We start from the raw sequence: 26414 nt of genomic DNA on the forward strand, positions 1-26414 counted from the left end.
CCCTGTCATGCGAGCCTCTGGCGGATGGTTTGCTTGAAAGCATCGAGCAGCACTGCGGCCAGCACCAGCAGGCCATGGATGACCTGGGTGAAATTGGCCGGCAGGCCCATCAGGTTGATTGCCGTGTTGATGGCCGAGAGCAGCAGCACCCCGGCATAGACGCCGGGCAAGGTGCCGACACCGCCTTTCAGGCTGACGCCGCCGATCACGACGGCGGCGAAGGCATTGAACAGCAGGCCGACGCCGAGATTGGCGGTGGCTCCTGACGTGCGGATCGCCAGCAGCCAGCCGGCGAGGCCGGCGATTGCGCCGGCGAGAACGAAGGCGATGACGAGATTGCGGTTGACGCGGATGCCGGCGCGAAAAGTTGCCGTCTCGTTGCCGCCGATCATGACGAGATGACGGCCGAACGGCGTCTTGGCCATGATCAGCGAAAAGACGACGAAGCAGCCAACCGCGATCCATGCGGTGAGCGGGAGGCCGACAAGGCGCTGGATGCCGAACCAGCGGATGGCCGGCGCCAGGTCCTGCGCCGAGCGGCCGCCCGAAACGACCAGCACAAGGCCGCGTACCCAGATGTAGGACGCCAGCGTGATGATGAAGGCGCTCATCTTGACCTTGACCACGAGGTAGCCGTTGAAGGCACCGATGATGCCGCCGACTGCCAGCGCCAGCAGCAGCGACACCGGAACCATCAGCCATTCCGGGTGGAGTTGGATGCCAAGACCAATCCCAGCCGAGCAGAACAAGATGCCGACCGCCATGGCACTGAGCGCGGCCACGGATTCCACCGACAGATCCATGTGACCGGCGATGATGACCAGCGCCAGGCCGATCGACATGACGCCGAGCACGCTCGAAGCCTCGATGATGTTGGCGAAGATGCCGAGCTGGAAATAGTTCGGGACAAAGATGGAAAAGACCACCAGCACGAACAGCAGCATGAACCAGACGAGGTTATCGAGAACGAACTCCAGGGCTTTGCGTGTGCGCGGGTTCATGGGCTGATCCGGTTGGCGCATGCCCGGCGAAATCAAATCGATTTCGTCGCATTCAGGCGCGGAAACAAATTCGCCACGGCGTCCTTCGGACGCGGCGTTGTGAAAGGGCAGCCTCCGGGCCGCTACGGCCCGGAGCGCGTTCGGATGACTATTCTACGGACTTGACGGTGGCCGTCGGCGGCTTCTGGTTGCCCCAGAAGGCCGGGTTGTCGACATTCTCCTTGGTGATGGCCGCACCGGGGATCTTGATATTCGGGCCCCAGGCTTCCTTGGTCACGGTCGATTTCAGGCCGAGCACGTCGTATTCGCCGGGCTTGATCTCTTGCTTCTTGACGATCTTGTCCATGAACATGGCCACGGCCGCCGCCTGCGCGTAGAGCGGCTGCTCGACTTCGACGTTGAGCCAGCCCTTGCGGATCAGGTCGAGTCCGACCGGAGCGCCGTTCGAGCTCATCAGCATGACGTCGCCCGGCTTCTTGCCGGCGGCCTCGAGCGAGGCGACGGCAGCAACCGAGAGGTGCGCGGCATGGCTGAAGATCAGGTCGATGTCGGGGTTGGCCTGCATCTGGTCGGCAACGATTGTGCCGGCGTTGCTGGCTTCCCACTGCATGGCCGGCAACGAGATAATCTTGACGTCCGGGAACGCCTTCATTTTTTCCTCGAACCCCTTCTGGATATCGAGCGTGTAGGGGTCGCCCGGGTCGCCGAGCACCTGCAGCACCTTGCCCTTCACCGAGCCGTTCTTGGCTTTCAGGAGTTTCTCGGCCTGGTCGGCGGCGACGTAGCCGATCTCGACCGTTCCGGCGACGGAGGTGAAGTCGGAGGGGGTCGCGGTGATCTGGCGGTCGAACTCGACCACAGGGATGCCGGCCGCGCGGGCGGCCTCGACGGACGGTTTCAGCGCATTGAAATCGACGGCCGCCAGAATGATGGCCGCCGGCTTCAGCGCGATGACGTCGTTCATCTGCGATTGCTGAGCGTCGGTCTTGTTGTCGGCGTTCAGCGTCTTCATCTCATAGCCGGTCTGCTTCAGGAACAGCTCCAGAGCGCTCACCGAGCCGGTCTGGAACTCATCCAGCAGTGTCGGCACCAGATAGTAGACGATACCCTTGGACTGCGCGAATGCCGGCGTGAGCGTGGCAAAGGCCAATGCCAGGATACCGAAGACAGCAAGAAGTATTCGCTTCATGTCGTTCGCTCCTCTTAAGCCGGACCCCTCTTTTTGTCCCTCAGCCCGCCGGTCCGGCACCGGCAAGCGTCTCCCCGGTGATCATGTTGATCACCGCGTCGGGACTTGTTTTATTGCGTGCGACGTCGCCCGCCACGACGCCTTGCCGGATCACAACGATCCGATCGGCGACCTGGAAGGCCTGTTGCATAATGTGAGTGATGATGACGACGCCGATGCCCTGGTTGGCCACCTGGCGGATCATGTCGAGACCGCGCCGCGTCTGCTCGACACCAAGGGCTGCGAACGGTTCGTCGAGCAGCACCAGCTTGCCGCCCCAGTGCACGAAGCGGTTGAGTTCGATGGCTTGCCGCTGACCCCCCGAAAGGTGCTCGACATTGGTGCGCAGCGACGGAATACGGGTGCCGGCACTGGCCAGCGCCTTTCCGACGACGGCTTCCATGGCGCGCTCATCGAGCACGGGAATGCCAAAAACCTTCCTGGTGATCTCGCGGCCCATGAAGAAATTGGCGACCACGTCGACGTTGGTGCACAGCGACAGGTCCTGATAGACGGTCTCGATGCCCGCCGCCTTGGCCTCGGCGGGTGTTCGGGCAAGGAACTCCTTGCCTTCGAACAGCATGCGGCCCGAGGTCGGCTCCAGCCCGCCAGCGATGATCTTGACCAGTGTCGATTTGCCGGCGCCGTTGTCGCCCAGCAGCGCCACGACTTCGCCCTTGCCGATCGAGAAGCTGATCCCCTTGAGCGCTTCGATGGCGCCATAATTCTTGGTGACGTTGTCGAGCACCAGCAAGGGTTCGTTCATGCCGCAATCTCCCTGCCTTTGAGAAGGTCGCGCTCGCGCTCGCGTTCGGCAGCGAACATCTGGCCGAAGCGAGGCGACAGCACGCCGGAAACCGCAAGGGCGGCTGCGCCGCGCAACACCGAATGTTGGCCGCCGCGCGCGACGAGGATTCGAGCTGTCGTGCGGTCCTGCCGTGCCGAAACGGAGTTGTGCAGGCCGACAGTCGAACCAGCCAGCCGTTCGAGCAGATCGGTGGATGCCAGCCCGCCGAGGATGACCGTTTCAGGGTCGAACAGGTTCTCGATGGTGGCGACGGCATTGTGAAAGATCGGTGCGACTTCGGCCACCCATTCGGCCTCGCCGCCGGTCCAACGCCCCCGCGCTTCGAGTGACAGGTAGCGTTCGAGACAGCCTCGGTTGCCGCACGGGCAAGCCTCGCCACCGGGAACGACGGGAATGTGCCCGATCTCGCCGGCATTTCCCCAGGCGCCGCGCAATGCGGAGCCGTCATGAACCATGACCCCGCCAAGGCCGACGCCGAAATAGAGATAGTAGTATTCGGAAAACTGGGCGCCGAGGCCATAGAGGCGCTCGCCCATGGCTGCAGCCGCCATGTCGGTTTCAAAGAAGGCCGGCAGCCCGGTGGAAGTCGCCAGTCGCTCACCCAGTGCCACACCCTTCCAACCGGTCATGGTGGTCGGACCGACGAAACTCATGGATTCGACATCGAACGGCCCGGGCAGGGCCAATCCCACGCCCAGCACGCGTCCTCCAGCCCGCAGGCCGGTCAGTTCGATCACCATCGCTCCGATCAAATCGAAGGCATGGTCCGGCGTCGCGTTCGGCGCCTCGCGATAGGTGCTCTCGATGACGTCGCCGCTCAGATTGATCAAGGCTGCACTGATGCCAAGCGGGGTAATGTGAACACCGACGGCATATCCGCCCTCGGGATTGATGCGCAGGGTCGCCGGAGGCAGGCCGCGCCCTTTCGGCTCTTCGCGCAGCGACAGGATATAGCCCTGTTCTTCCAGCTCTCGAACGATGGTCGATACGGTCTGGACGGTGAGCCCGACGCGCCGGGCGATCTCGCCGCGGGCGATCGGCCCATGCAGGCGGATGGACTCAAGCACGATGCGCCGGTTGTACGGCCGCCCGAACTCCTGATTGGTCCCCCGTAGTGCCATGACTTGCGTGCCCTTAGGAGAGATTAGCTTCGCACCTGTTATTTATTCAGTCAAATGGAATTCAAAAATAAATTGATGGGGCGAATCCAAATCCAGAGAAGGCCGTGGACCGCACACCCGGTTCAGGACCTGCTCACGCGTCGTCGTAGGCCGATTGCCACCATTTCGAACCGCGCCAAGGGTGAGTGAACCAGTCGACCCACAAGCGAGGAAGGCAGTGCGAAACTCTGAGGGGCTTGATCTTTACTGTCGCTCGCGCACTCGAATTCTGGTACAGGGCCAGTTTTTTTGGAGGGGGAAGTTTTGTGGGCAAAGACTTAAGCAAGGAGTACGGGCCGGCATTCTTTGAATCTCGCAGCCGGGAGGTTGGTATTGCTGAAACGGTCCTGCGCCCTTTGATTAGCCTACTGCGGCCGAAATCCATTGTCGACTTTGGAACAGCTACGGGATCGTGGCTCGCCGCGTCAAAACACCTGGGCGTGCAGAAAATAAGAGGTATCGACGGACCTTGGGTGCCCGCAGAGCAGAGGCTCATCGCCCCACACGAATTCACCGAAGCGAATTTTGAAGAAGATTTGCCCGACCTTGGCCGATTCGATCTGGCGATTTCGGCAGAAGTGCTGGAGCATATCTCTGGCCCGGCGTCTCTCAGAGCTGTCGAGTGGCTGTGCCGCAGCGCGCCGGCAGTGCTGTTTTCTGCCGCTATTCCGTTTCAGGGCGGCATGCACCACATCAACGAACAATGGCAAAGCCATTGGGCAAATGCCTTCGAAACATATGGCTTCAAAGCCTACGACATAATCCGGCCGGTGATTTGGACTGACACGTCAATCCCCGTTTATTACCGGCAAAACCTGATCTTTTTGGCTGACGACGAGACCGCAAGAAATCATGGTCTCGTCCCGGTCGCCCCTGCGTTCCTTGATCGTGTTCACCCTGAAGAGTACTTTTCAAAGGTGACAAAGCTAAAGCGGCGCACCATCACGGGGCGCATCAAATGGCTGCTTGCCGGCATGCATCGGCCGGAACGGTCCACGCTCCTGCAAAAGAGCTAAGCGGCAAAGACGGCGCCGGGCATGTCGACGCTGGTGCCATTTGAGGCTGAGGTGGAACGCGTTGGATGCCGACAACTGGGCTTCGACAATCTGCGTTCGCCCCGCAAGGGGAAAGCTCGAACGGCGACAAGAGTCCGAATGAAGGAATGAGGTCTGGCGAGATGGAGGTTGCCCGAACGGCTCGATTGCCTGAGAGCCGGGATTCTGCTCCCGGCCTGCGCGCGTCAGAGGTACTGTGCGACCTTCCTGCCGACGGTGAGGAAGCGCAAGGGATCGATCGCTTCGCCATTATGGCGGACTTCATAATGCAGATGCGGGCCGGTTGAGCGGCCGCTGCTGCCGGTCTTGCCGATGACGGCGCCGGCATCCAGTTTCTCGCCCACGGTCACGTCGATTTCGCTGAGATGTCCGTAACGCGTCGCAAAGCCATTGCCGTGGTCGACTTCCACCATGCGGCCATAGCCGCCGTTCCAGCCTGCCTTGGTGACGATACCGGGAGCCGTGACCTTGGCTGCCATGCCGATCGGGGCCCTGAAATCCATGCCGGAATGGAGTGCCGCGGTGCCGAGAAGGGGGTCGGTGCGCACCCCGAACGGGCTGGTGACGGAATGACCCGGCGCCGGGTTGGTGAGCGGCAGCTGGCGCGCTTCTTTCTTGAGATTGTCGAGCGCGTCTAGCGCTTCGTCCAATTCCTTGACCTTGCTGTCGAACTTCATCGAGGAGTCGAGCGGGATCAGCGGTCCGCCGACATCGCTATCGCCCTTGCCGAAATCGCTGTCGACCGGCAGTCCCGCTGCTTGAAGCGCCTGCGTGATCGCGTCGGCGCTCTTGTAGGCGTTGTCGGCAAGCGTGCTGATGCGGGTCAGTTGGTCATTCTCGATGGATTTCAGCGACTGGTTGATCGACACGAACAATTTGTCGGCACGATCGGCGGCTGAATCGTTGGGCAGCGGATCGGAGCGGGTCGACCATAGCGAAAACGGCCTGGTGTCGCCGGCGCCGAGGTCGGCGCTAAGGCTGGCGACCGCATAGTTCTGCGCTGGCTCCTTGATACTGCCGGTCACTTCGGCGCGTTTGTCCGGCTTGTCCACCGCTGCCGGATCTTCGGCTGGCGCCGCGCCGACTTCGTTCTCAGCACGTTCGAGCAGCGGGCCAAGCCGACCGTGGCGCTGGGTCAATTGGCTCTGCCGTTCCAGCAGCTCGCTGACCTTGGTTTCCATCAGCTGCTGGTCGAGCAACTGGCGGCTGGTGATGCGGTCGACCTGGGCGCGAAGCGCCGAAATGCGATCTTCATAGGCTTGCTGCATGCGTGCCTGCCGCGCCGTGGTGGCGCCGATCAAATCGTCACGCAGCACGAGATAAGAGGTGGCCATGAGGTAGCCGATGGCAATGGCGGCCAGTGCCGAGCCGACAAAGGCCGCGAGCCAGGGACGGATCGTGAAGTGCCTGATCTCGTTGCCCCGGGCGATGATGACCGTATGGGGCTCCTTGCGCCTGCCGAAGACTGCTGACTGACCGGTTGCGTTCACGGGACCAAGCTTTCGGTTACGACACCACGACAGCTTGACTACACATTATTAAGGTTAACAAAGGCTTGTTGTGCACAAGCTTGCGGCGGGTGTCCGTCAGGCGAGGATAAGGTTGGGGGAGGCACGAACGCCCGTGCCGGTAATCCTCAAAGCGCGCGAACGGCCTCGAGCACCTCCTCGGCATGGCCCTTGACGCGGACCTTGCGCCAAATCCCAGCGATCCGTCCGTTGCGGCCGATCAGGAACGTCGCGCGCTCGACGCCCATGTATTTGCGGCCATACATCGATTTCTCGACCCACAGATGGTAGGCCTCGATCACCTTGCGCTCCTCGTCGGCGGCAAGGTCGATGGTCAGATTGTATTTCGACTTGAACTTGTCGTGCTTCCTGGCGGTATCGGGCGACAGGCCGATCACCACGGCGCCTGCCTTCTCGAAGTCCGGCTTCAGCCGCGAAAAGCTGATCGCCTCTTGCGTGCAGCTTGTTGTGTCGTCCTGCGGATAGAAATAGAGGACAATGGGCTTGCCGGAGAATGCGGCAAGGCTGAGCGATCCGCCGCCGTCGCGCGGCAGATCGAATTGCGGCGCAAGATCGCCCACGTCGAGGTCAGCCATACCGATGCCCTTGTTTGAGGTTACGCGCGAAGCCACACCGATATAGTGTCGAGCGGGGAGTCGTCCACGATCGAGTTCGTACAACGGAAAATTGCTTGGATCAGGAGCAACCGCAACACAAGAAGATCCGATTCAGGCGTGGCGAGATCACCGACCTGGCGGCTTTCCCGTCGGCATGTCGTGTGCCGCCGCTCGGTCAGGCGCGGATCGGACGCGGCTTTCGCATCTTGTCGCGGCTGTTCGCCAGTCTGGTCGCTCTTGTGTTGCTGGCCGCCGTGCTCGTCTATCTGGTTGGCGCCTCCGGCATCGGGGCCGACCGGCTTCGTATCGAGGCGGAAACGGCTCTTGAGCAGCTGGCCGGCGTCGATGTCAATGTCGCGGTGGGGCCAGCGCGCATCACGCTCGACAGTTCGAGTTTCATAGCGCTGCAGGTCAGCGATGTCAGCCTGAAGACTGCCGACGGCAAGCCGATGGCCGATGCCGGCCGCGTGCGATTCGGCGTTCGCCTGGTTCCGCTGCTGTGGGGGGATGTGCGGCTGACCAGCGCCAGGATCTCCGATGCCCGCATTGTCGTGGCGGCGATGCCGTCCGGCGGCGACTGGACCGCCGCCCTGCGCAATGCGGACGGCCTCATCGACCCGGAGAAGCTGTCCAATGCGGTGTTCGGAAACGTCAACCGCGCGCTCGATGCCGTGCGGGAAGATTCGCTGCGCCAGATCGATCTTCGCAATGTCGAATTCGTGCTGCCCGAAACCGGAACGATCAACCTCTTCAAGATAACCGACGCCACCGTCGTGCAATCGGGACCGGGCGGCATGCAGTTTTCATCCAAGGCGGATGTCAACGGCAGGACGGTTACCGTTGCCGCTTCCGCCACCCGCGACATCGTGGCACACCGCGTCACGGCGCTGGACGCCATCATCGACCTGGCGGATGCCGACGGTCCCGCGGCCGCCGCTGGGAAGTTGGGCGCGGTCGCGCTGAAGCTGACGGGATCGGAAGGATCGGGGGCAAATGCATCGCGGCTGACGGCTCTTTTGTCGTCGACTGGTTCCGTTCTCGATCTGGGCACGCGCGGGCTGCTGCCGGCCGACGTCGATGTCGACGCAACGCTTGTTGCCGGCAGCAACAAGGTCCAGATCGACAGGTTGCTGCTGAAGACCGGTCGCTCGACATTCGATTTCGCCGGTTCGATCGGGCCGAAGCCGGCAAGCGGAGCGGCGGGTGAGGAGCCTTCCTATCGCTATGACCTGACAAGCGACGGTTCGTCGCTTGCGCCTTCGGAGTCGCCTGAGCCAGCGCTGACCTTCCTCGCCCGGATTGCCGGTGTCTACAACACGGTGAGCCACAGACTGGTCGCCGACCAGATCGCGCTTCGGTCCGCTGCTTCCAGCGAAGTGCTTGGCACCGCTGCCGTGGCATTCGTCGACGGCAAGGCGCCGGGAATCAACCTTGCCGTCAATATCCACAATATGCAGGTCTCTCACGTGAAGCAGCTGTGGCCGTGGTTTTCGGCGCGCAACGCCCGGCTGTGGGTGCTTGCCAATCTGTTCGGTGGCCGCGTCGTCGACGCCAACCTCCAGTTCCAGGTCGTGCCGGGCCGGCTGGGCAACGGCGTGCCGCTGTCCGCCGACGAAATATTCGGCCGCTTCCAGATCGAGGGTTCGCGCTTCGACACGGCCGGCCGCATTCCGCCGATACGCGACGCGGTTGGCGTCGTCGGCTTTCACGGCAACGATGTCGATATCTCCCTGTCCTCTGGCACCGTCTATATGCCCAGCGGCCGCACCGTGGCGGCCAGCAATGGCACGCTGGCGGTCAAGGCGGCCAATCACCCGCCGGTCATCGGCGCGCTCGACATCGACGTCGACGGCGACGCATCCGCTGTTGCCGAACTCGCATCCTACGAGCCGATCAACGCCATGCGTCATGTCGGCATTCTGCCGGAAGAACTGTCGGGCAGCGTCACCGGCCACGTCAGGGCGAATATTCCCCTGCAGTCCGGCGTCGACTCCTCGAAGCTCGATTGGCTGGTGTCGCTCGACTACACCGGCATGTCGTTGGCCAAACCCTTCGAGGGGCAGACCGTGACGGATGCCGACGGTTCGATCACCGTCGACCCCGTTAAGGCGGTGATCTCCGCCAAGGCGTCGCTGAACGGCATTCCGGCCGAACTCAAGCTGATCGAGCCGCTCAGGGATGATGGGCCGGCGCGCAGCCGCAAGGTGACCTTGGTGCTCGACGACAAAGTCCGCGCCGCCGCCATGCCGGGTCTGAAGCCGCTGCTTGCCGGAACGGTGAAAGTAGCGATCGACAAGAACGGGAGCGGCAACCAGAACGTCTCGGCCGATCTGACCAATGCCAGGCTGGACATCCCCTGGGCGGGTTGGAGCAAGGGCGCGGGGGTCCCCGCCAATGTCACATTCGTCATGACCAAGGCCGGCGATACGACGACGCTGTCCGACTTCAACCTCGACGGAGAGAGTTTCTCCATCGACGGCAGCATCGTGCTGGTCAATGGTAGCTTGTCGTCGGCGCGGTTCAGCAAGGTCACCCTGAACAGGGGCGACGACGTCGCGGTGTCGGTGAAGCGATCCGGCAAGAGCTATGCGGTCGACATAACAGGCAATGCCCTGGATGCCCGATCGCTTATCAAGCAGTTCACCTCGGATGTGGACACGGCCACCAAGACGACAGGTTCCGATGCCATTTCAGTCAGCGCCGATGTCGATCAGCTGACCGGTTTCCACGACGAGCAATTGTCTAATTTGAAGCTCGACTACAGTGCGGCCGGATCGCGGGTGAACGGGCTGAAGGTCAGCGCCATGGCAAGTTCGGGCGCTGCCATAACCATCAGCAACACCACCGGTGCCGGCCGACGCGCCCTCAACATGCAGTCCGCGGACGCTGGCGCCGTCCTCAGGTTCCTCAACATCTATGAGCATATGGAAGGCGGAACGATCACCCTTGCGCTGGCGGGGCCGAGCGACGGAGCGCTGAAGGGCAAGGTCGACACCAGCAACTTTTTCGTGGTCAACGAGCCGAAACTGGCCTCCATCGTCTCGACCACGCCGGCCGGCGACAACCGCAGCCTCAATCAGGCGGTCAAGGGTAAGCTGGACACGTCGCGGGTGAAGTTCGAGCGCGGCTATGCCGAGATCGACAAGGGCAGCGGCTACCTGAAACTGGCCAATGGCGTGCTGCGCGGCCCGCGCATCGGTACGACGTTCCAGGGCACGCTCTACGACCAGAACAACAACATGGACATGACCGGCACGTTCATGCCGGTCTATGGCCTCAATCGCATCTTCGGTGAACTGCCCATCGTCGGCGCGCTGCTCGGCAATGGCCGCGACCGCGGCCTGATCGGCGTGACCTACCGGCTCAAGGGCAATGCCAACAAGCCGCTGCTCGACATCAATCCGCTGTCGGTCATCGCGCCCGGTATATTCAGGTCGATCTTCGAATACCGGTGAGTGGCCTCAAGCCGGCCGTACCAGAATGTGTTTTTTCTTTCCCAAGGAAAGCTTTACGGCGTTTTCCGGACCCAAATCCATTGAAGTCACCAGCCGGCGCTCGTCGCTGACAGGCTCGTCGTTAAGGCGCACGGCGCCGCCCTGCACATGCCGCCGCGCCTCGCCGTTCGACGCCGCCAGTCCGGCGGTGACGAGCAGCGACAAGACGCCGACACCAGCTTCGAGAGCGGCCTTCTCCACCTCGACTCTCGGCAGCGATTCGGCGAGCGCGCCTTCCTCGAACGTCTTGCGCGCGGTTTCGCTTGCTGTCTCCGCGGCTGCGCGGCTGTGCAGCAAGGCGGTGATCTCGGTGGCGAGGATCTTCTTGGCCTCATTGATCTCGGATCCGCCGAGCCGCTCGAGCCGCGCGATCTCGTCCAGGGGCAGCGTCGTGTAGAGTTTCAGGAAGCGGCCGACGTCGGCATCCTCGGTGTTGCGCCAGTACTGCCAGAACTCGTAGGGGTTCAGCATCTCCGCATCGAGCCACACCGCGCCCGACGCCGACTTGCCCATCTTGGCGCCTGACGAGGTGGTGAGCAGCGGCGTGGTCAGCGCATAAAGCTGCGCGTTCTCCATGCGGTGGCCGAGATCGATGCCGTTGATGATGTTGCCCCACTGGTCGGAGCCACCCATCTGCAGGCGGCAGCCAAGACGCTTGTAGAGCTCGACGAAATCATAGGCCTGCAGGATCATGTAGTTGAATTCGAGGAACGACAGCGACTGCTCGCGATCGAGCCGGAGCTTGACGGAATCGAAGGCCAGCATGCGGTTGACGGAAAAGTGACGGCCGACGTCGCGCAGGAAATTGACGTAGTTGATCTCCATCAGCCAGTCGGCGTTGTTGATCATGATGGCATCGTTCGGACCGCTGCCGAATTTGAGGTACGGCGTGAAATTGCGGCGGATGCCGGCGAGGTTGTCGTCGATATCCTGCGGGGTCAGCAGCTTGCGCGCCTCGTCCTTGAAGGACGGGTCGCCGATCATCGAGGTGCCGCCACCCATCAGCGCGATGGGCCGATGACCGGTCTGCTGCAGCCAGTGCAGCATCATGATCTGGATCAGCGAGCCGGCATGCAGGCTTTTGGCGGTCGCGTCGAAGCCGATATAGGCGGTCACCGTCTCCTTGGCGAAGATATTGTCGAGGCCGGCATCATCCGAAGTCTGGTGGATGAAACCGCGCTCGCTCATCGTGCGCAGGAAATCGGATTTGAAGGCGGACATTGTTTCTTTCCCGAAAGCACCCGGCCGCTGCGGCTCGGACGTGCATGAACGCGGGCGTTTAGCATCCAAGCGCGATCAGCAAAAGTGGTTTCCGGTTTTGCGTCGGATCGCGCTTCAACAAAGAACTCGCGATCAGCAAAAGTGGTTTCCGGTTTTGCGTCGGATCGCACTTCAACAAAGAACTCGCGATCAGCAAAAGTGGTTTCCGGTTTTGCGGCCCGGGCGGGTGGCCAAGCAGGGCAACGACTCGGGTTGACGGGTTCCTTCGGAGCCTTTGCCGGCGCGTAGGCTGACGGAAACGAAAAACCCGCCTGTGCGGCGGGTCACTGGCGCAAGTCAGCACCATAAACGAAATATATACCTTAGCTGAGGTCACGGAGTCAAGAAAAAATTCCTATCGTGAAAAGCTGCCGGTACAGAAGCTGCCGACACCGCTGAACTGGCTGCCGTCAGGTTTTACCTGAGTTCGGAGCCCTGGATGGCCAAGCCCACTTCTTGCCTCATCCTTTTGGCTGGCGTATTGAGGCGCCGCGCAGGGGCAGGGCCGAAGCGCCACGACGGGGCCATCCCGCAGATCAGACTCGGAAAGCTCCCGCGATGAACAGGAACTATCTCCTCCTCTTTCTGTTCAGTCTGCTGATGACTTTCGGCGGCCTGATGAGCCTTCCGCCGGTCGACCGCGACGAGTCGCGTTTTGTCCAGGCCACCAAGCAGATGGTCGAAACCTCCGACTATGTCGACATCCGTTTTCAGGATGCCTCGCGCTACAAGAAGCCGATCGGCATCTACTGGCTTCAATCGGCGGCCGTGGCGCTGAGCGGCGAGGGCGCGGCGGCGCCGATCTGGGTCTATCGCCTCGTCTCCATGCTTGGCATTGCCCTGGCCGTCGTCGGTATCGCCTGGACAGGCACGAAGCTCTTCGGGGCAAATGCGGGTCTCGCCGCCGGTCTGATGATGGCGGCGATCTTCGCCACCGCCTTCGAGGGCCGCGACGCCAAGACCGACGCGATGCTGCTGGCCTGCTGCGTCGCGGCTCAAGGCGCGCTCGCCCAGATCTATCTGGCGTCGCGGCGAAAGGAACCGATAGCCGCCCATCTGCCGTGGGTCTTCTGGGCGGCCCAAGGCCTGGGGATCCTTATCAAAGGACCCGTCGCCCCGCTGTTGTCGGTGCTGACGGTCGCCACCCTTTTCGCCTTCGAGCGCGACTGGCGCTGGATCCTGAAGCTGAAGCTCGTGCGCGGCGTCGCTCTGGTGCTCCTTATCGTGCTGCCTTGGGTCGCGCTCATCACCTGGAAGAGCGGTGGCGCCTTTCTGCAGGATGCCGTCGGCAAGGACATGGTGGCCAAGGTCGCGTCGGGTGAGGAGTCGCACGGCCTGCCGCCCGGTTTCTACATGCTGACCTATTCGCTGTTCATGTGGCCCTTCGGCTTGATCGCGGTCGGCGCCGGCCTTCAGGCCCTCAACCGGTTGCGCGACGATCCGCGGCTGCGTTTCTGTCTCGCCTGGTACATTCCGTTCTGGCTGGTATTCGAGTTGATCCCGACCAAGCTGCCGCACTATGTCCTGCCGGCCTATCCCGGCATGGCGCTGCTGATCGGCTGGTTGCTGACGTTGTCGCCGCAGGAGGCGAATGCGCCACTTAGGCGCTGGCAGAATTGGTTGTGGTGGTCGACAGCATTCGGTCTGGTCGTGGTCAGCCTCGGCCTGGCGGCGGTCTGCATCGGAGCGCCGATCTACCTCACCGGCACCTTCTACTGGTGGAGCATTCCGGCAGCCGCGGCAGCACTGGGGGCGGGCTACTTCGCTTTTTCCAGGGAGCTGCAAGTGCCGCTGCGCCGCATCGGCGCCATCGCGGTCTGCGCGGGCATCACCTATGGCTTGCTGTTCGGCATCATCGCGCCGTCGCTGAAGCCGATCTGGCTGAGCCCGGCCATCGAAGCGGCGGTCCGTGCCAACAGGCCCTGCGAGACCACGGTGCTCGCTTCGGCGGAATATCACGAGCCGAGCCTGGTGTTCCTGGTGGGCACGAAGACGGTGCTGACCGATGTCGATGGCGTCGCCAGACATCTGCTTGGCGACCCTGCCTGCGCGCTGGCGCTGGCACAGGTCGGCGACGAGCAGAAACTGAACGGCCTGCTGGCCGCACAAGGCAAGTCGGCAAACCGAGTGGCGCGGATCGATGGGCTCAACTATTCGTCGGGAGACAAACTGTCTCTCGGCCTCTATCGTGTGGCCCAATGACGGCTCGTCGATGCCCATGACGGCAACAATGGGGTCGAATTTCAGATGTTGGTAAAATCGCGCCCTTCCGTTTCCGGCCTGCTCCTTGGGCTAGGGCGCCGGTCCCTGGACAATTTTCGCGATACGATGCGGATCGTCAAAAGGCGCTTTGCCGTCCGTCCGGCCAGATACCCGAACATTTTGTGGTCGGTCTGGATACTGGTCTGGGCTTTGTTGACGGCAGCAGCGTTCGTCCGCCTCGACACACCGGCTGGAGTGCTTCACGGCCAGTGGTCGGCGAAATTTGTCCGGCTTGCCGACTTTTTCACGCAGCTCGGCCTCGGTGGCTGGTATCTCATCCCGTCGGCGCTTCTGCTCGTAGCCGCGAACCTGACGGACTGGCGAAGCCTCTCAAGGCGCTCGCTGATGCTCGCATACAACTGGACCTGCCTGGCTTTTCTGGTGCTGGGCGCCGTCGGCCTGTCGGGCCTCACCGTCAATGTGCTGAAATACGCGATCGGTCGGGCTCGCCCGCTCTATTTCGGCGACTTTGGTGTGCTGGCCCTGCATCCCTTTGCCTTCGATGCGCGCTTCGCCGGCTTCCCGTCCGGCCATGCCACTACCATGGGCGCCGTATTCGGCGTCGCCCTGCTGTTGTTTCCAAGGCGCTGGTACATCGCATTGGCGATCACGGCTTGCATTGCCTCGACGCGGGTCTTCGTTGGCGCGCACTATCCCAGCGACACTGTTGCCGGCTTCGGGCTCGGCTGCGCCTTCGCGCTGGCCTGCGGGCTGCTCTTTGCCCGGCTCGGCTTCATCTTTCGTCCGATGCCGTCAGGATTGCCGGTCCGCAAGAACACGTTTCGGCTGATCGGACCGACAAGGAAGGCCTGAGCGTTCGGTCTGGCTCGAACCGGCCCTGGCGTGCGCCTTTCCCTGAGATGGGGAGGCTCGTAAATGGCTGCCGTTCTTCCTATCTCAGCCGCTTCGGCCGCGGATCCGACAATTCACCGGCAAGCCGGCGGTCGAGATAATCAGCGCACTCCTCGAGCAACAGGTCGGCGTCGTTGGAGAAGAAATGGTTGGCGCCGGGCAACGTCTTCTGCGTGATGGTGATGCCTTTTTGCGTGTGCAGCTTGTCGACCAGGCCTTGCACATCCTTTGGTGGCGCCACCTTGTCGGCATCGCCATGGATGATCAGGCCCGATGACGGACAGGGCGCCAGGAACGAGAAGTCATAGGTGTTGGGCTGCGGCGCGATCGAGATGAAACCTTCGATCTCCGGCCGGCGCATCAAAAGCTGCATGCCGATCCAGGAGCCGAAGGAGTAACCGGCGACCCAGCAACTCTTGGAATCCGGATGCAGCGACTGCACCCAATCCAGCGCTGCGGCGGCATCCGACAATTCGCCGGTGCCGTGATCGAATTCGCCCTGGCTGCGGCCAATGCCGCGGAAATTGAAGCGAAGCGTCGTGAAATCCCGCTTCTGGAACATGTAGAAGAGGTCGTAGACGATCTTGTTGTTCATCGTGCCGCCGAACTGTGGGTGCGGGTGCAGAACGATGGCTATCGGCGCGCTCTTTTCCTTGGAAGGCTGGTAGCGCCCCTCCAGGCGGCCGGCAGGACCGGTGAAAATGACCTCAGGCATAAAATACTCCACTTGCAACGAATGCGCGGCGCCCGGAACATGTCTTCCTCTGGCCTTGACGCAGGGCGAGCGTCTTCTTAGAAGCTAGTTTAGAATTGTTCAAAACTGAGTGGCAAGCCATCGAGCCGGGCCACCCGCGCCGCAAGCCGCGTAAATAGGACGCCTCGCCTTGGAATTTCAAGGAAATAACGCGATACGTCGGCGGAATGGCTTCTAACGGGACCAACTGGACGAAAATGGCCGCAAAACGAGCCTATCTCGACTACAATGCCAGTGCGCCGCTGCTTGCAGTGGCCCGCGAGGCAATGGTCGCGGCGCTCGATTTCGCCGCCAACCCGTCCTCGGTCCACGCCGAAGGCCGCGCCGCGCGACGCCTGGTCGAGACCGCAAGGCGTGATGTGGCGGCACTTGTCAACGCCAAGCCCGAGCACGTCGTGTTCACCTCCGGCGCGACTGAAGCCGCCTCGACGCTGCTTTCACCCGATTGGCAGATGGGACGCGGCGCCATACGCATGAGCCGGCTCTACATGTCCGAAGCCGATCATCCCTGCCTGTTGAACGGCGGGCGCTTCCCGGCCGGACTGGTGACGCGGCTCGGCGTCGATGCTGACGGCACCGCCGATCTTGCAGCCTTGGCCGCAGCACTTGTGGCGCATGACAAGGTCGATGGCCTGCCGCTGGTCGCCATCCATGCCGCCAACAACGAGACCGGTGTCATTCAGCCGATCGATCGCATCGCCGGTATCGTCAAGGAAGCGGGCGGCATCCTCGTCGTCGACGCCGTTCAGGCTGCCGGACGCCTTTCAATCGATATGTCAGCGGGTTACGCTGATTATCTGATACTGTCTTCGCACAAGATCGGCGGCCCCAAGGGCGTCGGCGCCATAGTCGCCGCCTCCGATCTGATGATGCCGAAGCCGCTGATCAATGGCGGCGGCCAGGAAAAGGGCCACCGTGGCGGCACGGAAAACCTCGCCGCCATTGCCGGTTTTGGCGCCGCCGCACGCGCGGCTCTGGGCGGGCTGCCGGCCATGGATGCGGTGCGGCAGCGCCGCGACGAGATCGAAGCCATTGTGAAAATGTTGGTGCCGGACGCGGAAATCTTTGGAACGGGTGCGCCAAGGCTTGCCAATACGACATTCTTCGCTATTGCGGGCGTCAAGGCCGAAACCGCTCAGATCGCTTTCGATCTGGCCGGCGTGGCGCTATCGGCCGGCTCCGCCTGTTCGTCGGGCAAGGTCGGACCGAGCCATGTGCTGAAGGCCATGGGATACGGCGACAGTCTTGGCGCCTTGCGCGTGTCGATCGGTTCGGCGACGGGCGCTGAGGATATCGAGCTGTTCCGCACCGCGCTGGCGGGGATCGCCGCACGGCAAACCGCCAGGGAGAAGGCGGATAGAGACCAGGCCGCGTGAGCGGTTGGACAAGTTTGGGCCTTTCGGCCTGGTAGAGCCGTGCGTTTCGTGCTGGCCGGGTGAATTTCCGGTCGAGACGCACTATATGGAACTCACGCTGCCGCGAGCGCTTTTTTCGGCGTTGATTGGCAGTGCCATAGTTTGAAAACTGTCGGGCCTTGACCCCGGCGTGGATGGAGAACGCATATGCCTGCTGTGCAGGACACGATCGATCGGGTCCGAAAGATCGACGTCGACCAATACAAATATGGATTCCAGACCGAAATAGCGATGGACAAGGCCCCCAAGGGCCTGAGCGAAGACATCATCCGCTTCATTTCGGCCAAGAAGGACGAGCCGTCCTGGATGCTCGAATGGCGTCTGGAAGCGTATCGCCGTTGGCTGACGCTGGACGAGCCGACCTGGGCGCGCGTCCATTATCCGAAGATCGATTTCCAGGACATCTACTATTACGCTGCGCCGAAGAGCACGCCCGGCCCGACGTCGCTCAGCGATGTCGATCCCGAACTGCTGAAGGTCTACGAGAAGCTCGGCATTCCGTTGAGGGAACAGGAAATCCTCGCCGGCGTGCAAAAGGCCGACGCCTCCGAGCTCGAGGAAGCCAGCGACAATGTCTATAAATCGGGCCGTGTCGCCGTCGACGCCGTGTTCGATTCCGTATCGGTCGTCACCACCTTCAAGAAAGAGCTGGCGCAGGCCGGCGTCATCTTCTGCTCGATCTCGGAAGCCATCCGCGAGCATCCGGAATTGGTGAAGAAATATCTCGGCTCGGTCGTGCCGACCTCCGACAACTACTACGCCACGCTGAACTCCGCCGTGTTCACCGACGGCTCGTTCGTCTTCGTACCCAAGGGCGTACGCTGCCCGATGGAACTGTCGACCTATTTTCGTATGAACGAGAAGAACACCGGCCAGTTCGAGCGCACGCTGATCATCGCCGAGGAGGGGGCCTACGTCTCCTATCTCGAAGGTTGCACGGCGCCGCAGCGCGACGAGAACCAGCTTCATGCGGCAGTTGTCGAACTGGTGGCGCTCGACGATGCCGAGATCAAATATTCGACGGTGCAGAATTGGTATCCGGGCGATGCCGAAGGCAAGGGCGGCATCTACAATTTCGTCACCAAGCGCGGCGATTGCCGTGGTCACCGTTCGAAGATCTCGTGGACGCAGGTCGAGACCGGCTCGGCCATCACCTGGAAATATCCGAGCTGCATCCTGCGCGGCGACGATTCCAGCGGCGAGTTCTATTCGATCGCCGTGTCGAACGGCTATCAGCAGGTCGACAGCGGCACCAAGATGATCCATCTCGGCAAGAACACGTCGAGCCGCATCATCTCCAAGGGCATCGCCGCCGGCTTCTCGCAGAACACCTATCGCGGCCAGGTCTCGGCGCACCGCAAGGCGACCAACGCCCGCAACTTCACCAACTGCGATTCCCTGCTGATCGGCGACCAGTGCGGCGCACACACCGTGCCCTACATGGAAGCCAAGAATTCGACGGCGCAGTTCGAGCATGAAGCCACGACCTCGAAGATTTCCGAGGACCAGAAATTCTACGTCATGCAGCGCGGCATTCCCGAGGAAGAGGCGATCGCCCTGATCGTCAACGGCTTCGTCAAGGACGTCATCCAGCAACTGCCGATGGAATTCGCGGTCGAAGCGCAAAAGCTGATCGGAATTTCGCTTGAGGGCTCGGTCGGTTGACCGGACAGATATTCAGGAAACACAAGAATGCTTGAAATCAGAAACCTGCACGCCCGCATCGTCGATGACGGCACCGAAATCATCCGCGGCCTGAGCCTGACGGTGAAAGCCGGCGAGGTCGCTGCGATCATGGGGCCGAACGGCTCGGGCAAGTCGACGCTGTCCTACATCCTCGCCGGCCGCGAGGACTATGAGGTCACCGAAGGCGACATCCTCTACAATGGCCAGTCGATCCTCGAAATGGATCCGGCCGAGCGTGCCACGTCAGGCATTTTCCTCGCCTTTCAGTACCCGATGGAAATACCGGGCGTGGCGACGATGGAATTCCTGAAGGTGGCGATGAACGAGCAGCGCAAGGCGCGTGGCGAGGAGCCGTTGAAGATTCCGGAATTCCTGAAGCGGGTGAAGGAGGCAGCTGCCTCGCTCAGTATGGACATGGCGATGCTGAAGCGGCCGCTCAATGTCGGCTTCTCCGGCGGCGAGAAGAAGCGCGCCGAGATCCTGCAGATGAAACTGCTGGAGCCGAAGCTGTGCGTGCTCGACGAGACCGACTCCGGCCTCGACATCGACGCGCTGAAGATCGTATCCGACGGCGTCAACGCGCTGCGCGCACCGGACCGGGCGTTCCTGGTCATCACCCATTACCAGCGCCTGCTCGAACACATCGTGCCGGACAGCGTGCACGTGCTCTACAAGGGCCAGGTCATCAAGTCCGGCGACAAGTCGCTGGCGCTCGATCTCGAGGCCAATGGCTATGCCGGCGTGATCGGCGAAGCCGCGTGAGATGCCAGAGGGCAGATTGATGAATATGCACACACAACCGCAGCGGACACCGGCCGAGACAGCGTTGATCGACGCGTTCGGCGACCGACTGTCGCTGCTGCCGGGCGACGGCGCGGTGATGCTGAAGCGCGACGACGCCATCGAGGCGATCAAGCATGGCCTGCCGACGCGGCGCATCGAATCCTGGCATTACACCGACCTGCGCCGGCTGTTGAGTGCGGTGCCGGACTTCGACCCGGCCGCCATGGCCAAGGCCGTTGCGCCGATCGTCGATGGTTCTGCTGTGGTGTCGATCCTGAATGGCAAGTCCGACGCGAAAATGCCGGCCCTTGAAGGCGTCGCCTTCCAGCCTCTGTCGGAAAAGCTGATCGATGGCAGCATCGCGCCGGGGCTCGATCCCTATGGCAGCGACGATGCCATCGGCGCGCTGAACACGGCCTTTGTCGCCGACGGTTATTTCGTCGATATCGCCGATGGCACTGAACTGGAAAAGCCGATCGAACTGCAGAATTTGCAGGCCGGCGGCCAGACGCATGTTCGTTTGCCGGTGCGTATCGGCGCTGGCGCCAAGGCCGTCATCGTCGAGCGTCAGACGGGTGACGGGGCTGCTTTGGTCAGCTCGGTCAGCCAGCTCGTGCTGGGCGAGGGCGCCGAGGTGACGTGGCTGATCGTGCAGGAACAGCCGGAAACCGCGACGCATCTGGCGCAGTTCAAGGCCCATATCGGCAAGAATGCGAAGCTGACGCTGTTCGTCATGAACGCCGGAGGCAAGCTTGTGCGTCAGGAGATCATGGTCAGGACGACGGGCGAAGGCGCCGACTTCAAACTGCGCGGCATCAATCTTCTGGCCGGCGACACCCACACCGACGTGACCATGGTTCTCGACCATGCCGTGCCGCACACGACCTCCACGGAAGTGATCCGCAATGTGGTGACGGGCAAGGCGCGGGGCGCCTTCCAGGGCCGCATCAACGTCCATCAATACGCGCAGAAGACGAATGCCAAGATGGCTTGCAACACGCTGCTGCTGTCGGACGACGGCGAGTTCTCGACCAAGCCCGAGCTTGAAATCTTCGCCGACGACGTCATCTGCGGCCATGGCGCGACTGTCACCGAGATCGACCACGACCATTTGTTCTACCTGATGGCACGTGGCGTCGACGAGAAGACCGCGCGGGGGTTGCTCGTGAAGGCCTTCGTGGCAGAGGTGATCGAGGAACTGGACGACGAGGCGATTGTCGAGGCGCTCGAAGCGCGGCTCGACGGCTGGTTTGTGGCACACGGGTGAAGTGATGAACGCGCCGGGCAAGATCGGAGATTTCTACGACGTCGAAGCGATCCGCCGCGATTTCCCGATCCTGTCGCGGGAAGTCTATGGCAAGCCGCTGGTCTATCTCGACAATGGCGCCTCGGCACAGAAGCCGCAGGTGGTGCTGGACACGATACAGCACGCCTATTCCCAAGAATACGCCAACGTCCATCGCGGCCTGCATTTTCTTTCCAATGCCGCGACCGACGCCTACGAAAAGGCGCGGGAAACGGTGCGCCGTTTCCTCAACGCGCCAAGCACCGACAACATCGTCTTCACCTCCAACACGACCTCGGCCATCAACACGGTCGCCTATGGCTATGGCATGCCCAACATCGGCGAGGGCGACGAGATCGTGCTGTCGATCATGGAGCACCACTCCAACATCGTACCGTGGCATTTCATCCGCGAGCGGCAGGGCGCCAGGCTGGTCTGGGCACCGGTCGACGATCTCGGCGTCTTTCACATCGAGGAATTCGAGAAGCGGCTGACCAGCAAGACAAAGCTGGTCGCCATCACGCAGATGTCGAATGCGCTGGGCACGGTGACGCCGATCAAGGAGATCGTGCGCATTGCGCATTCGCGTGGAATTCCCGTACTCGTCGACGGCAGCCAGAGCGCAGTGCATATGCCGATCGACGTGCAGGACCTCGACTGCGACTTCTTCGTCTTCACCGGCCACAAGGTCTACGGCCCCTCGGGCATCGGCGTGCTCTACGGCAAGAAGGACGTTCTTGAGGGCATGCGCCCCTTCATGGGCGGTGGCGAGATGATCGAGGAGGTGATGGAAGACATCGTCACCTACAACGAGCCGCCGCACCGCTTCGAGGCCGGCACGCCGCCGATCGTCCAGGCGATCGGACTGGGCGCCGCGCTCGGCTATATGGAAAAGATCGGCCGCGAGCGCATCGCGGCTCATGAGGCCGACCTCAAGAATTATGCGCATGAGCGGCTGCGCGCCATCAACTCGCTGCGCATCTTCGGCGACGCACCGGATAAGGGCGCCATCATCTCGTTCGAATTGCAGGGTATTCACGCGCACGACGTGTCGATGGTGATTGATCGGCAAGGCATTGCCGTCCGCGCGGGCACCCATTGCGCCCAGCCGCTGTTGAAACGCTTCGGCGTAACCTCCACATGCAGGGCATCGTTCGGCATGTATAATACCAGGGCCGAAGTCGACGCTTTGGCCGAGGCGCTTGAGAAAGCGCGCAAATTCTTCGGGTGAGAATTTTTTTGGGTGACGACCATGGATGATGTGAGCCACACCACCGAGACCGCACCGGAAGCGGCCATCAATCCGCTGGTTTCCGCCTCGGCGATTCCCGCCGACGAACTGGCGCGGCTGACCGACGACATCGTCTCGGCTCTGAAGACCGTCTACGACCCGGAAATCCCAGCCGATATCTACGAGCTTGGCCTCGTCTACAAGATCGACATCGAGGACAATCGCGCCGTCAAGATCGACATGACGCTGACCGCACCGGGCTGCCCGGTCGCCGGCGAAATGCCCGGCTGGGTGGAAAACGCCGTCGGCGCCGTCGAAGGCGTGTCCGGCGTCGAAGTCAACATGACCTTCGATCCGCCTTGGTCGCCCGATCGCATGTCGGAAGAGGCGCAGGTCGCGGTGGGTTGGTATTAGCGTCGAGGCTGGCACACTTGCGCCAGTCATAAAACTTCACCATTTTAGGTGAAGAATCATTCGGCAGGCCTTGAACCTGCATGGAATGGAAGGAAAAAGAATGGGACGCTTCGCCGTCATCACGATGACCGAAAAGGCCGCCGACCGGGTGCGCGAGATCGTTGCCACCCGCGACAATGCGCATGGCATTCGCCTCGGCATCAAGAAGGGCGGCTGCGCCGGCATGGAATACACGGTCGATCTGGTGACCGAGCCCAACACCAAGGACGACCATATCGAGCGCGACGGCGCCCATGTCTATGTGGCGCCTGAGGCAGCGCTATTCCTGTTCGGCACCGAGATGGATTTCGAGCAGACGACGCTGCGCACCGGCTTCACCTTCCACAACCCGAACCAGAGCTCGGCCTGCGGCTGCGGCGAATCCGTCGAGTTGAAGCCGGCGGACCTCAAGGCGCTGGCGGAAGCACGCGCCTCGGCCTGATCTTTCTTCGCCCCGTAGACGGGGCGAAGAAGACTACTCCACCCACATTCCCGTCCGTTTGTGCCAGTCGGCGATCGATTCCTCGGGATAGACGTCGAACGCCTTGTCGCCCTTGCCGATATCGGGCTCGACCCAGTTCGCCTTGTATTTCAGCATCAAATGCACCCGGCTCGGTGGAATGGGCAGGTCGCTGTCGATAGCTGACGCAAAGGGATGCACCAGTTCCGGCCATGTCGGATCGTAGAGCCACAGCGCCGATCCGCACTTCTTGCAGAAATTGCGTTCGCCGGTCGATATCTCGCACTGCGGGTGCTCGTCGTCTTCGATCTCGGCCCGGTAGACGCCAAGGCTTCTCTTGCCCCTGATATTCAGCGTTTCGTAGTCGGCGCCGAGATTGATGGTGAAGCCGCCGCCGCCTTGCTGCTTGCGGCAGATCGAGCAGTAGCACAGCATGAACGGCACCGGCGTGTGGCTCTCCACCTCGAAGCGGACGGCATTGCAGCGGCAGGATCCTTTGAGCAGAAGCGGCATGGCAAAAACTCCAACGGATGGCTCTCAACCTGTCAGCATGATTTTGGTTGCGGCGATGACAAGGTCAAATGCCGGTGACATGATCGCGGCATGGACAATGAACGCATCGCCGAACTGTTCGAGGGCCTCGGCCCGGTCAGTATCCGCAAGCTGTTCGGCGGCAAGGGCATCTATTTCGACGGCGTCATCGTCGCCATCGTGCTGCGCGGCGAATTGATGCTGAAGGCCGACGAGCAAAGCGCACCCGAGTTCGAAGCCGCCGGCTGCACGCAATGGACCTATACCGGCTCCCGCCATGGCAAGCAGGTCTCCATGCCCTACTGGAGCGTTCCCGACAGCGCTTTCGATGATCCCGACGAGATGACGGTCTGGGTAAGGCGAGCGTATGAGGCGGGACGGCGGGCGGGGAAGTGACGCGCAATATTTGGGAACGTCGGCGGGCCAGCACCCCCCTCTGGCCTGCCGGCCATCTCCCCCGCAAGGAGGGAGATTGGCAGCTTCGGCGTCTGCTTGCTTTTTTCAACGTTGAAGATTGGCGGAGGCGTCGATGACATTCGATCTCCCCACTTGCGGGGGAGATGTCCGGCAGGACAGAGGGGGGTGCTGTCCCGCCGACGTTGACGGCTACAGCGCCTTCGCAATCCTTGCCGCAAGCCGCGCATTGTTCTCCACCAGCGCGATGTTGGTCTTCAAGCTCCTGCCGCCCGTCAGTTCGAGGATTTTCGACAGCAGGAACGGCGTCACCGCCTTGCCGGTGACGTTGAGCGCCTCGGCGGCCTTCTGCGCGGCTTCGATGTAGCCGGCCATCTCTTCGGCCGGGATTTCGTGGTTCTCGGGCACCGGATTGGCGATCAGCATGCCGCCGGCGAGCCCCAGCGAAGCCCGAGTCTGGTAGAAATGCGCGATCTCTTCCGGTTTGTGTAGGGTCAGCGGCGCGCGGAACGGCGAATGCCGCGACCAGAAGGCCGGCATCGTCTCGCAGCCATGGCCGATCACCGGCACGCCGCGCGTTTCCAGCACTTCCAGCGTCTTTTCGATGTCGAGGATGGCCTTGGCGCCGGCCGACACGACGATGACCGGCGTGCGCGCCAGTTCGTCGAGATCAGCGGAAATATCAAAGCTCTTTTCGGCACCCTTGTGCACGCCGCCGATGCCGCCGGTGGCGAACACCTTTATGCCGACCATATGCGCCGCGATCATGGTGGCGGCGACAGTGGTGCCGCCGGTGCGCCCTTGCGCCACGGCAAAACCGAGGTCGGCGCGCGACAGCTTCATGGCGTCGCCTGTCATGGCAAGGGACTCACGCTCGCCGTCCGACAGCCCGATCTTGATGCGGCCGCCGACCACGGCGATCGTCGCCGGCACGGCGCCGCCATCGATGATGATCTTTTCGACATCGGCCGCCATGGCGCCATTGTCGGGGTAGGGCATGCCATGGGTGATGATGGTGCTTTCCAGCGCCACCACCGGCCGGCTGGCGGCCAGGGCTTGCGCCACCGGCGCGTGGATATCGATGAAGGGGCGGGCGGTTTCTGGGGTCATCTGGATCTCCAACCCGGAATGAAGCGCATCCACATGGGGCGTGCGAAAAGATTCCGGCACTGTGAATTTGCCGGTCTCATGCCACTTCCTGCGCGTCCGGCACAAGAGCCAAGGCCTCCGCGAAGGTCGCCGCGGTGAAATCCGGCACGGCGTCGGCGCTTTCAATGGCAAGCGTCGCCGCGGCAATGCCCTCGCGCAGGGCCACCCGTAGCGGCAGGCCGTGCAGCAAGGCAGCGACCGTTGCGCCGGCCAGCGCATCGCCGGCGCCGGTGACGTCAGCCACCTTTCTTGGCGGCGGCGGCCGGATCGAGAAGGCGCCGGCTTCATCGAAGCCCAACATGGCACTGCCGCCCGCCGTCACCACGCCGCTCTTGAGCCCTGCGCGTCTCAGCCCATCGACGATGTCTTGCGGGGAAGCCGCCGCGTCCAGGTCTGCCAGTGCGATCGCTTCGCGCCGGTTCATGAAGACGACTTCCAGATCGCCAAGCACCGGCTTCAAACGCACGATCTTGGCCGGCGAAATGGCAATGGCGAAGACGGGTTTGCCGGCGGCAAGAGAAACCAGCCGCTCCAGTGCCGCCGTCGGCAGGTTGGCATCGCAGAAAATGGCATCGGCCGCCGCGACTACCTCGCGGACCCTGGAGCGCCTGATCTGCTTGGGAAAGGCCAGGTCATAGAGCGCCATGTCGGCAAAGCCGACGATCAATTCGCCCTCGCTGTCGATGAGCGCCGTATAACTGGGCGTGGTGCGATCGAGGAACACCGCGGACAGGTCGGCAATGCCTGCCGCGGCGATGGCCCGTGAAACGGTATCGGCAGCGGCATCGCCGCCGCGCACCGACAGCAGCGACGCGGAGACGCCACGGCGAACCGCGCTGCGCAGCGCGTTGAAAACGCCGCCGCCGACATCCTCGCGCATCGTGCCCGGATTGGAGGCGGCCGGCACGTACGGGCCCGACACTTGGCCGCGCCGGTCGATATGGGCGCCACCTACGGCCAGTATTCTCGCGGATTTCAGCATGCAGGCGATATGACCTTTGTTATTCC

The 26414-nt window shown here is 62.4% G+C and carries 24 protein-coding genes; 13 read left to right on the forward strand and 11 right to left on the reverse strand.

Annotation, left to right across the window (positions count from 1 at the left end; all coding sequences use genetic code 11):
- Positions 1 to 5: 5 nt before the first annotated feature.
- The 4 genes from NKJ01_RS04825 to NKJ01_RS04840 all read right to left on the reverse strand — a co-directional run bounded on the left by NKJ01_RS04825 (position 6) and on the right by NKJ01_RS04840 (position 4158).
- Complete coding sequence (locus tag NKJ01_RS04825) at positions 6 to 1001, reverse strand: ABC transporter permease (protein ID WP_352726544.1); 996 nt, start codon at positions 999 to 1001, stop codon at positions 6 to 8.
- Between the two features lie 148 nt (positions 1002 to 1149).
- Positions 1150 to 2190, reverse strand: a complete 1041-nt coding sequence (locus NKJ01_RS04830; protein ID WP_352726546.1) for a sugar ABC transporter substrate-binding protein — start codon at positions 2188 to 2190, stop codon at positions 1150 to 1152.
- Positions 2191 to 2230: 40 nt separating this feature from the next.
- Positions 2231 to 2995, reverse strand: a complete 765-nt coding sequence (locus NKJ01_RS04835; RefSeq protein WP_352726547.1) for an ATP-binding cassette domain-containing protein — start codon at positions 2993 to 2995, stop codon at positions 2231 to 2233.
- A complete protein-coding gene (locus tag NKJ01_RS04840; protein ID WP_352726548.1) occupies positions 2992 to 4158 on the reverse strand; it encodes an ROK family transcriptional regulator in 1167 nt (388 codons plus the stop codon). Before NKJ01_RS04840 ends, NKJ01_RS04835 begins: the two co-directional genes overlap by 4 nt.
- A gap of 236 nt (positions 4159 to 4394) precedes the next feature.
- Between NKJ01_RS04840 and NKJ01_RS04845 the strand changes: the two genes are divergently transcribed.
- The gene (locus tag NKJ01_RS04845) at positions 4395 to 5213 is read left to right on the forward strand and encodes a methyltransferase domain-containing protein (RefSeq protein WP_352726550.1); all 819 of its coding nucleotides are present in this window, start codon (positions 4395 to 4397) and stop codon (positions 5211 to 5213) included.
- Between the two features lie 224 nt (positions 5214 to 5437).
- Here the strand turns inward: NKJ01_RS04845 and NKJ01_RS04850 are convergent, their stop codons facing one another.
- The gene (locus NKJ01_RS04850; RefSeq protein WP_352726551.1) at positions 5438 to 6742 is read right to left on the reverse strand and encodes a M23 family metallopeptidase; all 1305 of its coding nucleotides are present in this window, start codon (positions 6740 to 6742) and stop codon (positions 5438 to 5440) included.
- 146 nt (positions 6743 to 6888) lie between these two features.
- On the reverse strand, positions 6889 to 7356 hold the full coding sequence (locus NKJ01_RS04855) for a peroxiredoxin (RefSeq protein ID WP_352726553.1): 468 nt from the start codon (positions 7354 to 7356) through the stop codon (positions 6889 to 6891).
- A 95-nt stretch (positions 7357 to 7451) separates the two neighbouring features.
- On the opposite strand from NKJ01_RS04855, the gene NKJ01_RS04860 reads away from it, so the two are divergent.
- A complete protein-coding gene (locus tag NKJ01_RS04860; protein ID WP_352726555.1) occupies positions 7452 to 10832 on the forward strand; it encodes a hypothetical protein in 3381 nt (1126 codons plus the stop codon).
- Between the two features lie 6 nt (positions 10833 to 10838).
- On the opposite strand, the gene tyrS is transcribed toward NKJ01_RS04860, so the two are convergent.
- On the reverse strand, positions 10839 to 12092 hold the full coding sequence (gene tyrS / locus NKJ01_RS04865; RefSeq protein WP_352726556.1) for a tyrosine--tRNA ligase: 1254 nt from the start codon (positions 12090 to 12092) through the stop codon (positions 10839 to 10841).
- Between tyrS and NKJ01_RS04870 the strand changes: the two genes are divergently transcribed.
- The 3 genes from NKJ01_RS04870 (at position 12079) to NKJ01_RS04880 (ending at position 15206) form a co-directional block, all read left to right on the forward strand.
- Positions 12079 to 12348, forward strand: coding sequence for a hypothetical protein (locus NKJ01_RS04870; protein WP_352726557.1), 270 nt, complete (start codon positions 12079 to 12081; stop codon positions 12346 to 12348). The genes tyrS and NKJ01_RS04870 overlap by 14 nt on opposite strands.
- Before the next feature lie 341 nt (positions 12349 to 12689).
- Positions 12690 to 14333, forward strand: a complete 1644-nt coding sequence (locus NKJ01_RS04875) for an ArnT family glycosyltransferase (protein WP_352726558.1) — start codon at positions 12690 to 12692, stop codon at positions 14331 to 14333.
- A gap of 126 nt (positions 14334 to 14459) precedes the next feature.
- Positions 14460 to 15206, forward strand: a complete 747-nt coding sequence (locus NKJ01_RS04880) for a phosphatase PAP2 family protein (protein ID WP_352726559.1) — start codon at positions 14460 to 14462, stop codon at positions 15204 to 15206.
- Positions 15207 to 15285: 79 nt separating this feature from the next.
- Here NKJ01_RS04880 and NKJ01_RS04885 read toward each other — a convergent pair whose 3' ends face one another.
- Positions 15286 to 15960, reverse strand: coding sequence for an alpha/beta hydrolase (locus tag NKJ01_RS04885; protein ID WP_013532163.1), 675 nt, complete (start codon positions 15958 to 15960; stop codon positions 15286 to 15288).
- Between the two features lie 236 nt (positions 15961 to 16196).
- On the opposite strand from NKJ01_RS04885, the gene NKJ01_RS04890 reads away from it, so the two are divergent.
- From NKJ01_RS04890 to sufA, 7 genes are all read left to right on the forward strand, one after another.
- Positions 16197 to 17375 carry a cysteine desulfurase family protein gene (locus NKJ01_RS04890; RefSeq protein WP_352726560.1) on the forward strand — a complete coding sequence of 393 codons (1179 nt, stop codon included), beginning with the start codon at positions 16197 to 16199 and terminating at the stop codon, positions 17373 to 17375.
- A gap of 186 nt (positions 17376 to 17561) precedes the next feature.
- A complete protein-coding gene (sufB, locus tag NKJ01_RS04895; RefSeq protein WP_023759797.1) occupies positions 17562 to 19079 on the forward strand; it encodes a Fe-S cluster assembly protein SufB in 1518 nt (505 codons plus the stop codon).
- 27 nt (positions 19080 to 19106) lie between these two features.
- Positions 19107 to 19862: a Fe-S cluster assembly ATPase SufC gene (gene sufC, locus NKJ01_RS04900; RefSeq protein ID WP_023759796.1), complete on the forward strand. Its 756-nt coding sequence runs from the start codon at positions 19107 to 19109 to the stop codon at positions 19860 to 19862.
- 19 nt (positions 19863 to 19881) lie between these two features.
- Positions 19882 to 21150: a Fe-S cluster assembly protein SufD gene (gene sufD, locus NKJ01_RS04905; RefSeq protein ID WP_352726561.1), complete on the forward strand. Its 1269-nt coding sequence runs from the start codon at positions 19882 to 19884 to the stop codon at positions 21148 to 21150.
- 4 nt (positions 21151 to 21154) lie between these two features.
- Positions 21155 to 22399, forward strand: a complete 1245-nt coding sequence (locus NKJ01_RS04910) for a cysteine desulfurase (RefSeq protein ID WP_352726563.1) — start codon at positions 21155 to 21157, stop codon at positions 22397 to 22399.
- A 21-nt stretch (positions 22400 to 22420) separates the two neighbouring features.
- Positions 22421 to 22813, forward strand: a complete 393-nt coding sequence (locus NKJ01_RS04915; RefSeq protein ID WP_352485723.1) for an SUF system Fe-S cluster assembly protein — start codon at positions 22421 to 22423, stop codon at positions 22811 to 22813.
- A 100-nt stretch (positions 22814 to 22913) separates the two neighbouring features.
- A complete protein-coding gene (sufA, locus tag NKJ01_RS04920; protein WP_013532156.1) occupies positions 22914 to 23294 on the forward strand; it encodes a Fe-S cluster assembly scaffold SufA in 381 nt (126 codons plus the stop codon).
- 33 nt (positions 23295 to 23327) lie between these two features.
- Here sufA and NKJ01_RS04925 read toward each other — a convergent pair whose 3' ends face one another.
- Entirely contained in the window at positions 23328 to 23825 is a 498-nt protein-coding gene (locus NKJ01_RS04925; RefSeq protein ID WP_352726564.1) for a GFA family protein, read from the reverse strand.
- A gap of 90 nt (positions 23826 to 23915) precedes the next feature.
- Between NKJ01_RS04925 and NKJ01_RS04930 the strand changes: the two genes are divergently transcribed.
- A complete protein-coding gene (locus NKJ01_RS04930) occupies positions 23916 to 24239 on the forward strand; it encodes a TfoX/Sxy family protein (RefSeq protein WP_352726566.1) in 324 nt (107 codons plus the stop codon).
- Between the two features lie 210 nt (positions 24240 to 24449).
- On the opposite strand, the gene NKJ01_RS04935 is transcribed toward NKJ01_RS04930, so the two are convergent.
- Positions 24450 to 25367: a pseudouridine-5'-phosphate glycosidase gene (locus NKJ01_RS04935; RefSeq protein ID WP_352726567.1), complete on the reverse strand. Its 918-nt coding sequence runs from the start codon at positions 25365 to 25367 to the stop codon at positions 24450 to 24452.
- A gap of 76 nt (positions 25368 to 25443) precedes the next feature.
- Complete coding sequence (locus tag NKJ01_RS04940) at positions 25444 to 26388, reverse strand: carbohydrate kinase family protein (protein ID WP_352726569.1); 945 nt, start codon at positions 26386 to 26388, stop codon at positions 25444 to 25446.
- Positions 26389 to 26414 lie beyond the last annotated feature (26 nt).

The sequence above is a fragment of the Mesorhizobium sp. M0276 genome, from assembly GCF_040321755.1.
GTDB lineage: Bacteria > Pseudomonadota > Alphaproteobacteria > Rhizobiales > Rhizobiaceae > Mesorhizobium.

Bases quoted from the DNA above. Each gene is read 5' to 3' on its own strand.
- NKJ01_RS04825 (WP_352726544.1), bottom strand. From the start codon at position 1,001: ATGAACCCGCGCACACGCAAAGCCCTGGAGTTCGTTCTCGATAACCTC.
- NKJ01_RS04830 (WP_352726546.1), bottom strand. From the start codon at position 2,190: ATGAAGCGAATACTTCTTGCTGTCTTCGGTATCCTGGCATTGGCCTTT.
- NKJ01_RS04835 (WP_352726547.1), bottom strand. From the start codon at position 2,995: ATGAACGAACCCTTGCTGGTGCTCGACAACGTCACCAAGAATTATGGC.
- NKJ01_RS04840 (WP_352726548.1), bottom strand. From the start codon at position 4,158: ATGGCACTACGGGGGACCAATCAGGAGTTCGGGCGGCCGTACAACCGG.
- NKJ01_RS04855 (WP_352726553.1), bottom strand. From the start codon at position 7,356: ATGGCTGACCTCGACGTGGGCGATCTTGCGCCGCAATTCGATCTGCCG.
- tyrS (WP_352726556.1), bottom strand. From the start codon at position 12,092: ATGTCCGCCTTCAAATCCGATTTCCTGCGCACGATGAGCGAGCGCGGT.
- NKJ01_RS04875 (WP_352726558.1), top strand. From the start codon at position 12,690: ATGAACAGGAACTATCTCCTCCTCTTTCTGTTCAGTCTGCTGATGACT.
- NKJ01_RS04880 (WP_352726559.1), top strand. From the start codon at position 14,460: ATGCGGATCGTCAAAAGGCGCTTTGCCGTCCGTCCGGCCAGATACCCG.
- NKJ01_RS04885 (WP_013532163.1), bottom strand. From the start codon at position 15,960: ATGCCTGAGGTCATTTTCACCGGTCCTGCCGGCCGCCTGGAGGGGCGC.
- NKJ01_RS04890 (WP_352726560.1), top strand. From the start codon at position 16,197: ATGGCCGCAAAACGAGCCTATCTCGACTACAATGCCAGTGCGCCGCTG.
- sufB (WP_023759797.1), top strand. From the start codon at position 17,562: ATGCCTGCTGTGCAGGACACGATCGATCGGGTCCGAAAGATCGACGTC.
- sufC (WP_023759796.1), top strand. From the start codon at position 19,107: ATGCTTGAAATCAGAAACCTGCACGCCCGCATCGTCGATGACGGCACC.
- sufD (WP_352726561.1), top strand. From the start codon at position 19,882: ATGAATATGCACACACAACCGCAGCGGACACCGGCCGAGACAGCGTTG.
- NKJ01_RS04910 (WP_352726563.1), top strand. From the start codon at position 21,155: ATGAACGCGCCGGGCAAGATCGGAGATTTCTACGACGTCGAAGCGATC.
- NKJ01_RS04915 (WP_352485723.1), top strand. From the start codon at position 22,421: ATGGATGATGTGAGCCACACCACCGAGACCGCACCGGAAGCGGCCATC.
- sufA (WP_013532156.1), top strand. From the start codon at position 22,914: ATGGGACGCTTCGCCGTCATCACGATGACCGAAAAGGCCGCCGACCGG.
- NKJ01_RS04925 (WP_352726564.1), bottom strand. From the start codon at position 23,825: ATGCCGCTTCTGCTCAAAGGATCCTGCCGCTGCAATGCCGTCCGCTTC.
- NKJ01_RS04930 (WP_352726566.1), top strand. From the start codon at position 23,916: ATGGACAATGAACGCATCGCCGAACTGTTCGAGGGCCTCGGCCCGGTC.
- NKJ01_RS04935 (WP_352726567.1), bottom strand. From the start codon at position 25,367: ATGACCCCAGAAACCGCCCGCCCCTTCATCGATATCCACGCGCCGGTG.
- NKJ01_RS04940 (WP_352726569.1), bottom strand. From the start codon at position 26,388: ATGCTGAAATCCGCGAGAATACTGGCCGTAGGTGGCGCCCATATCGAC.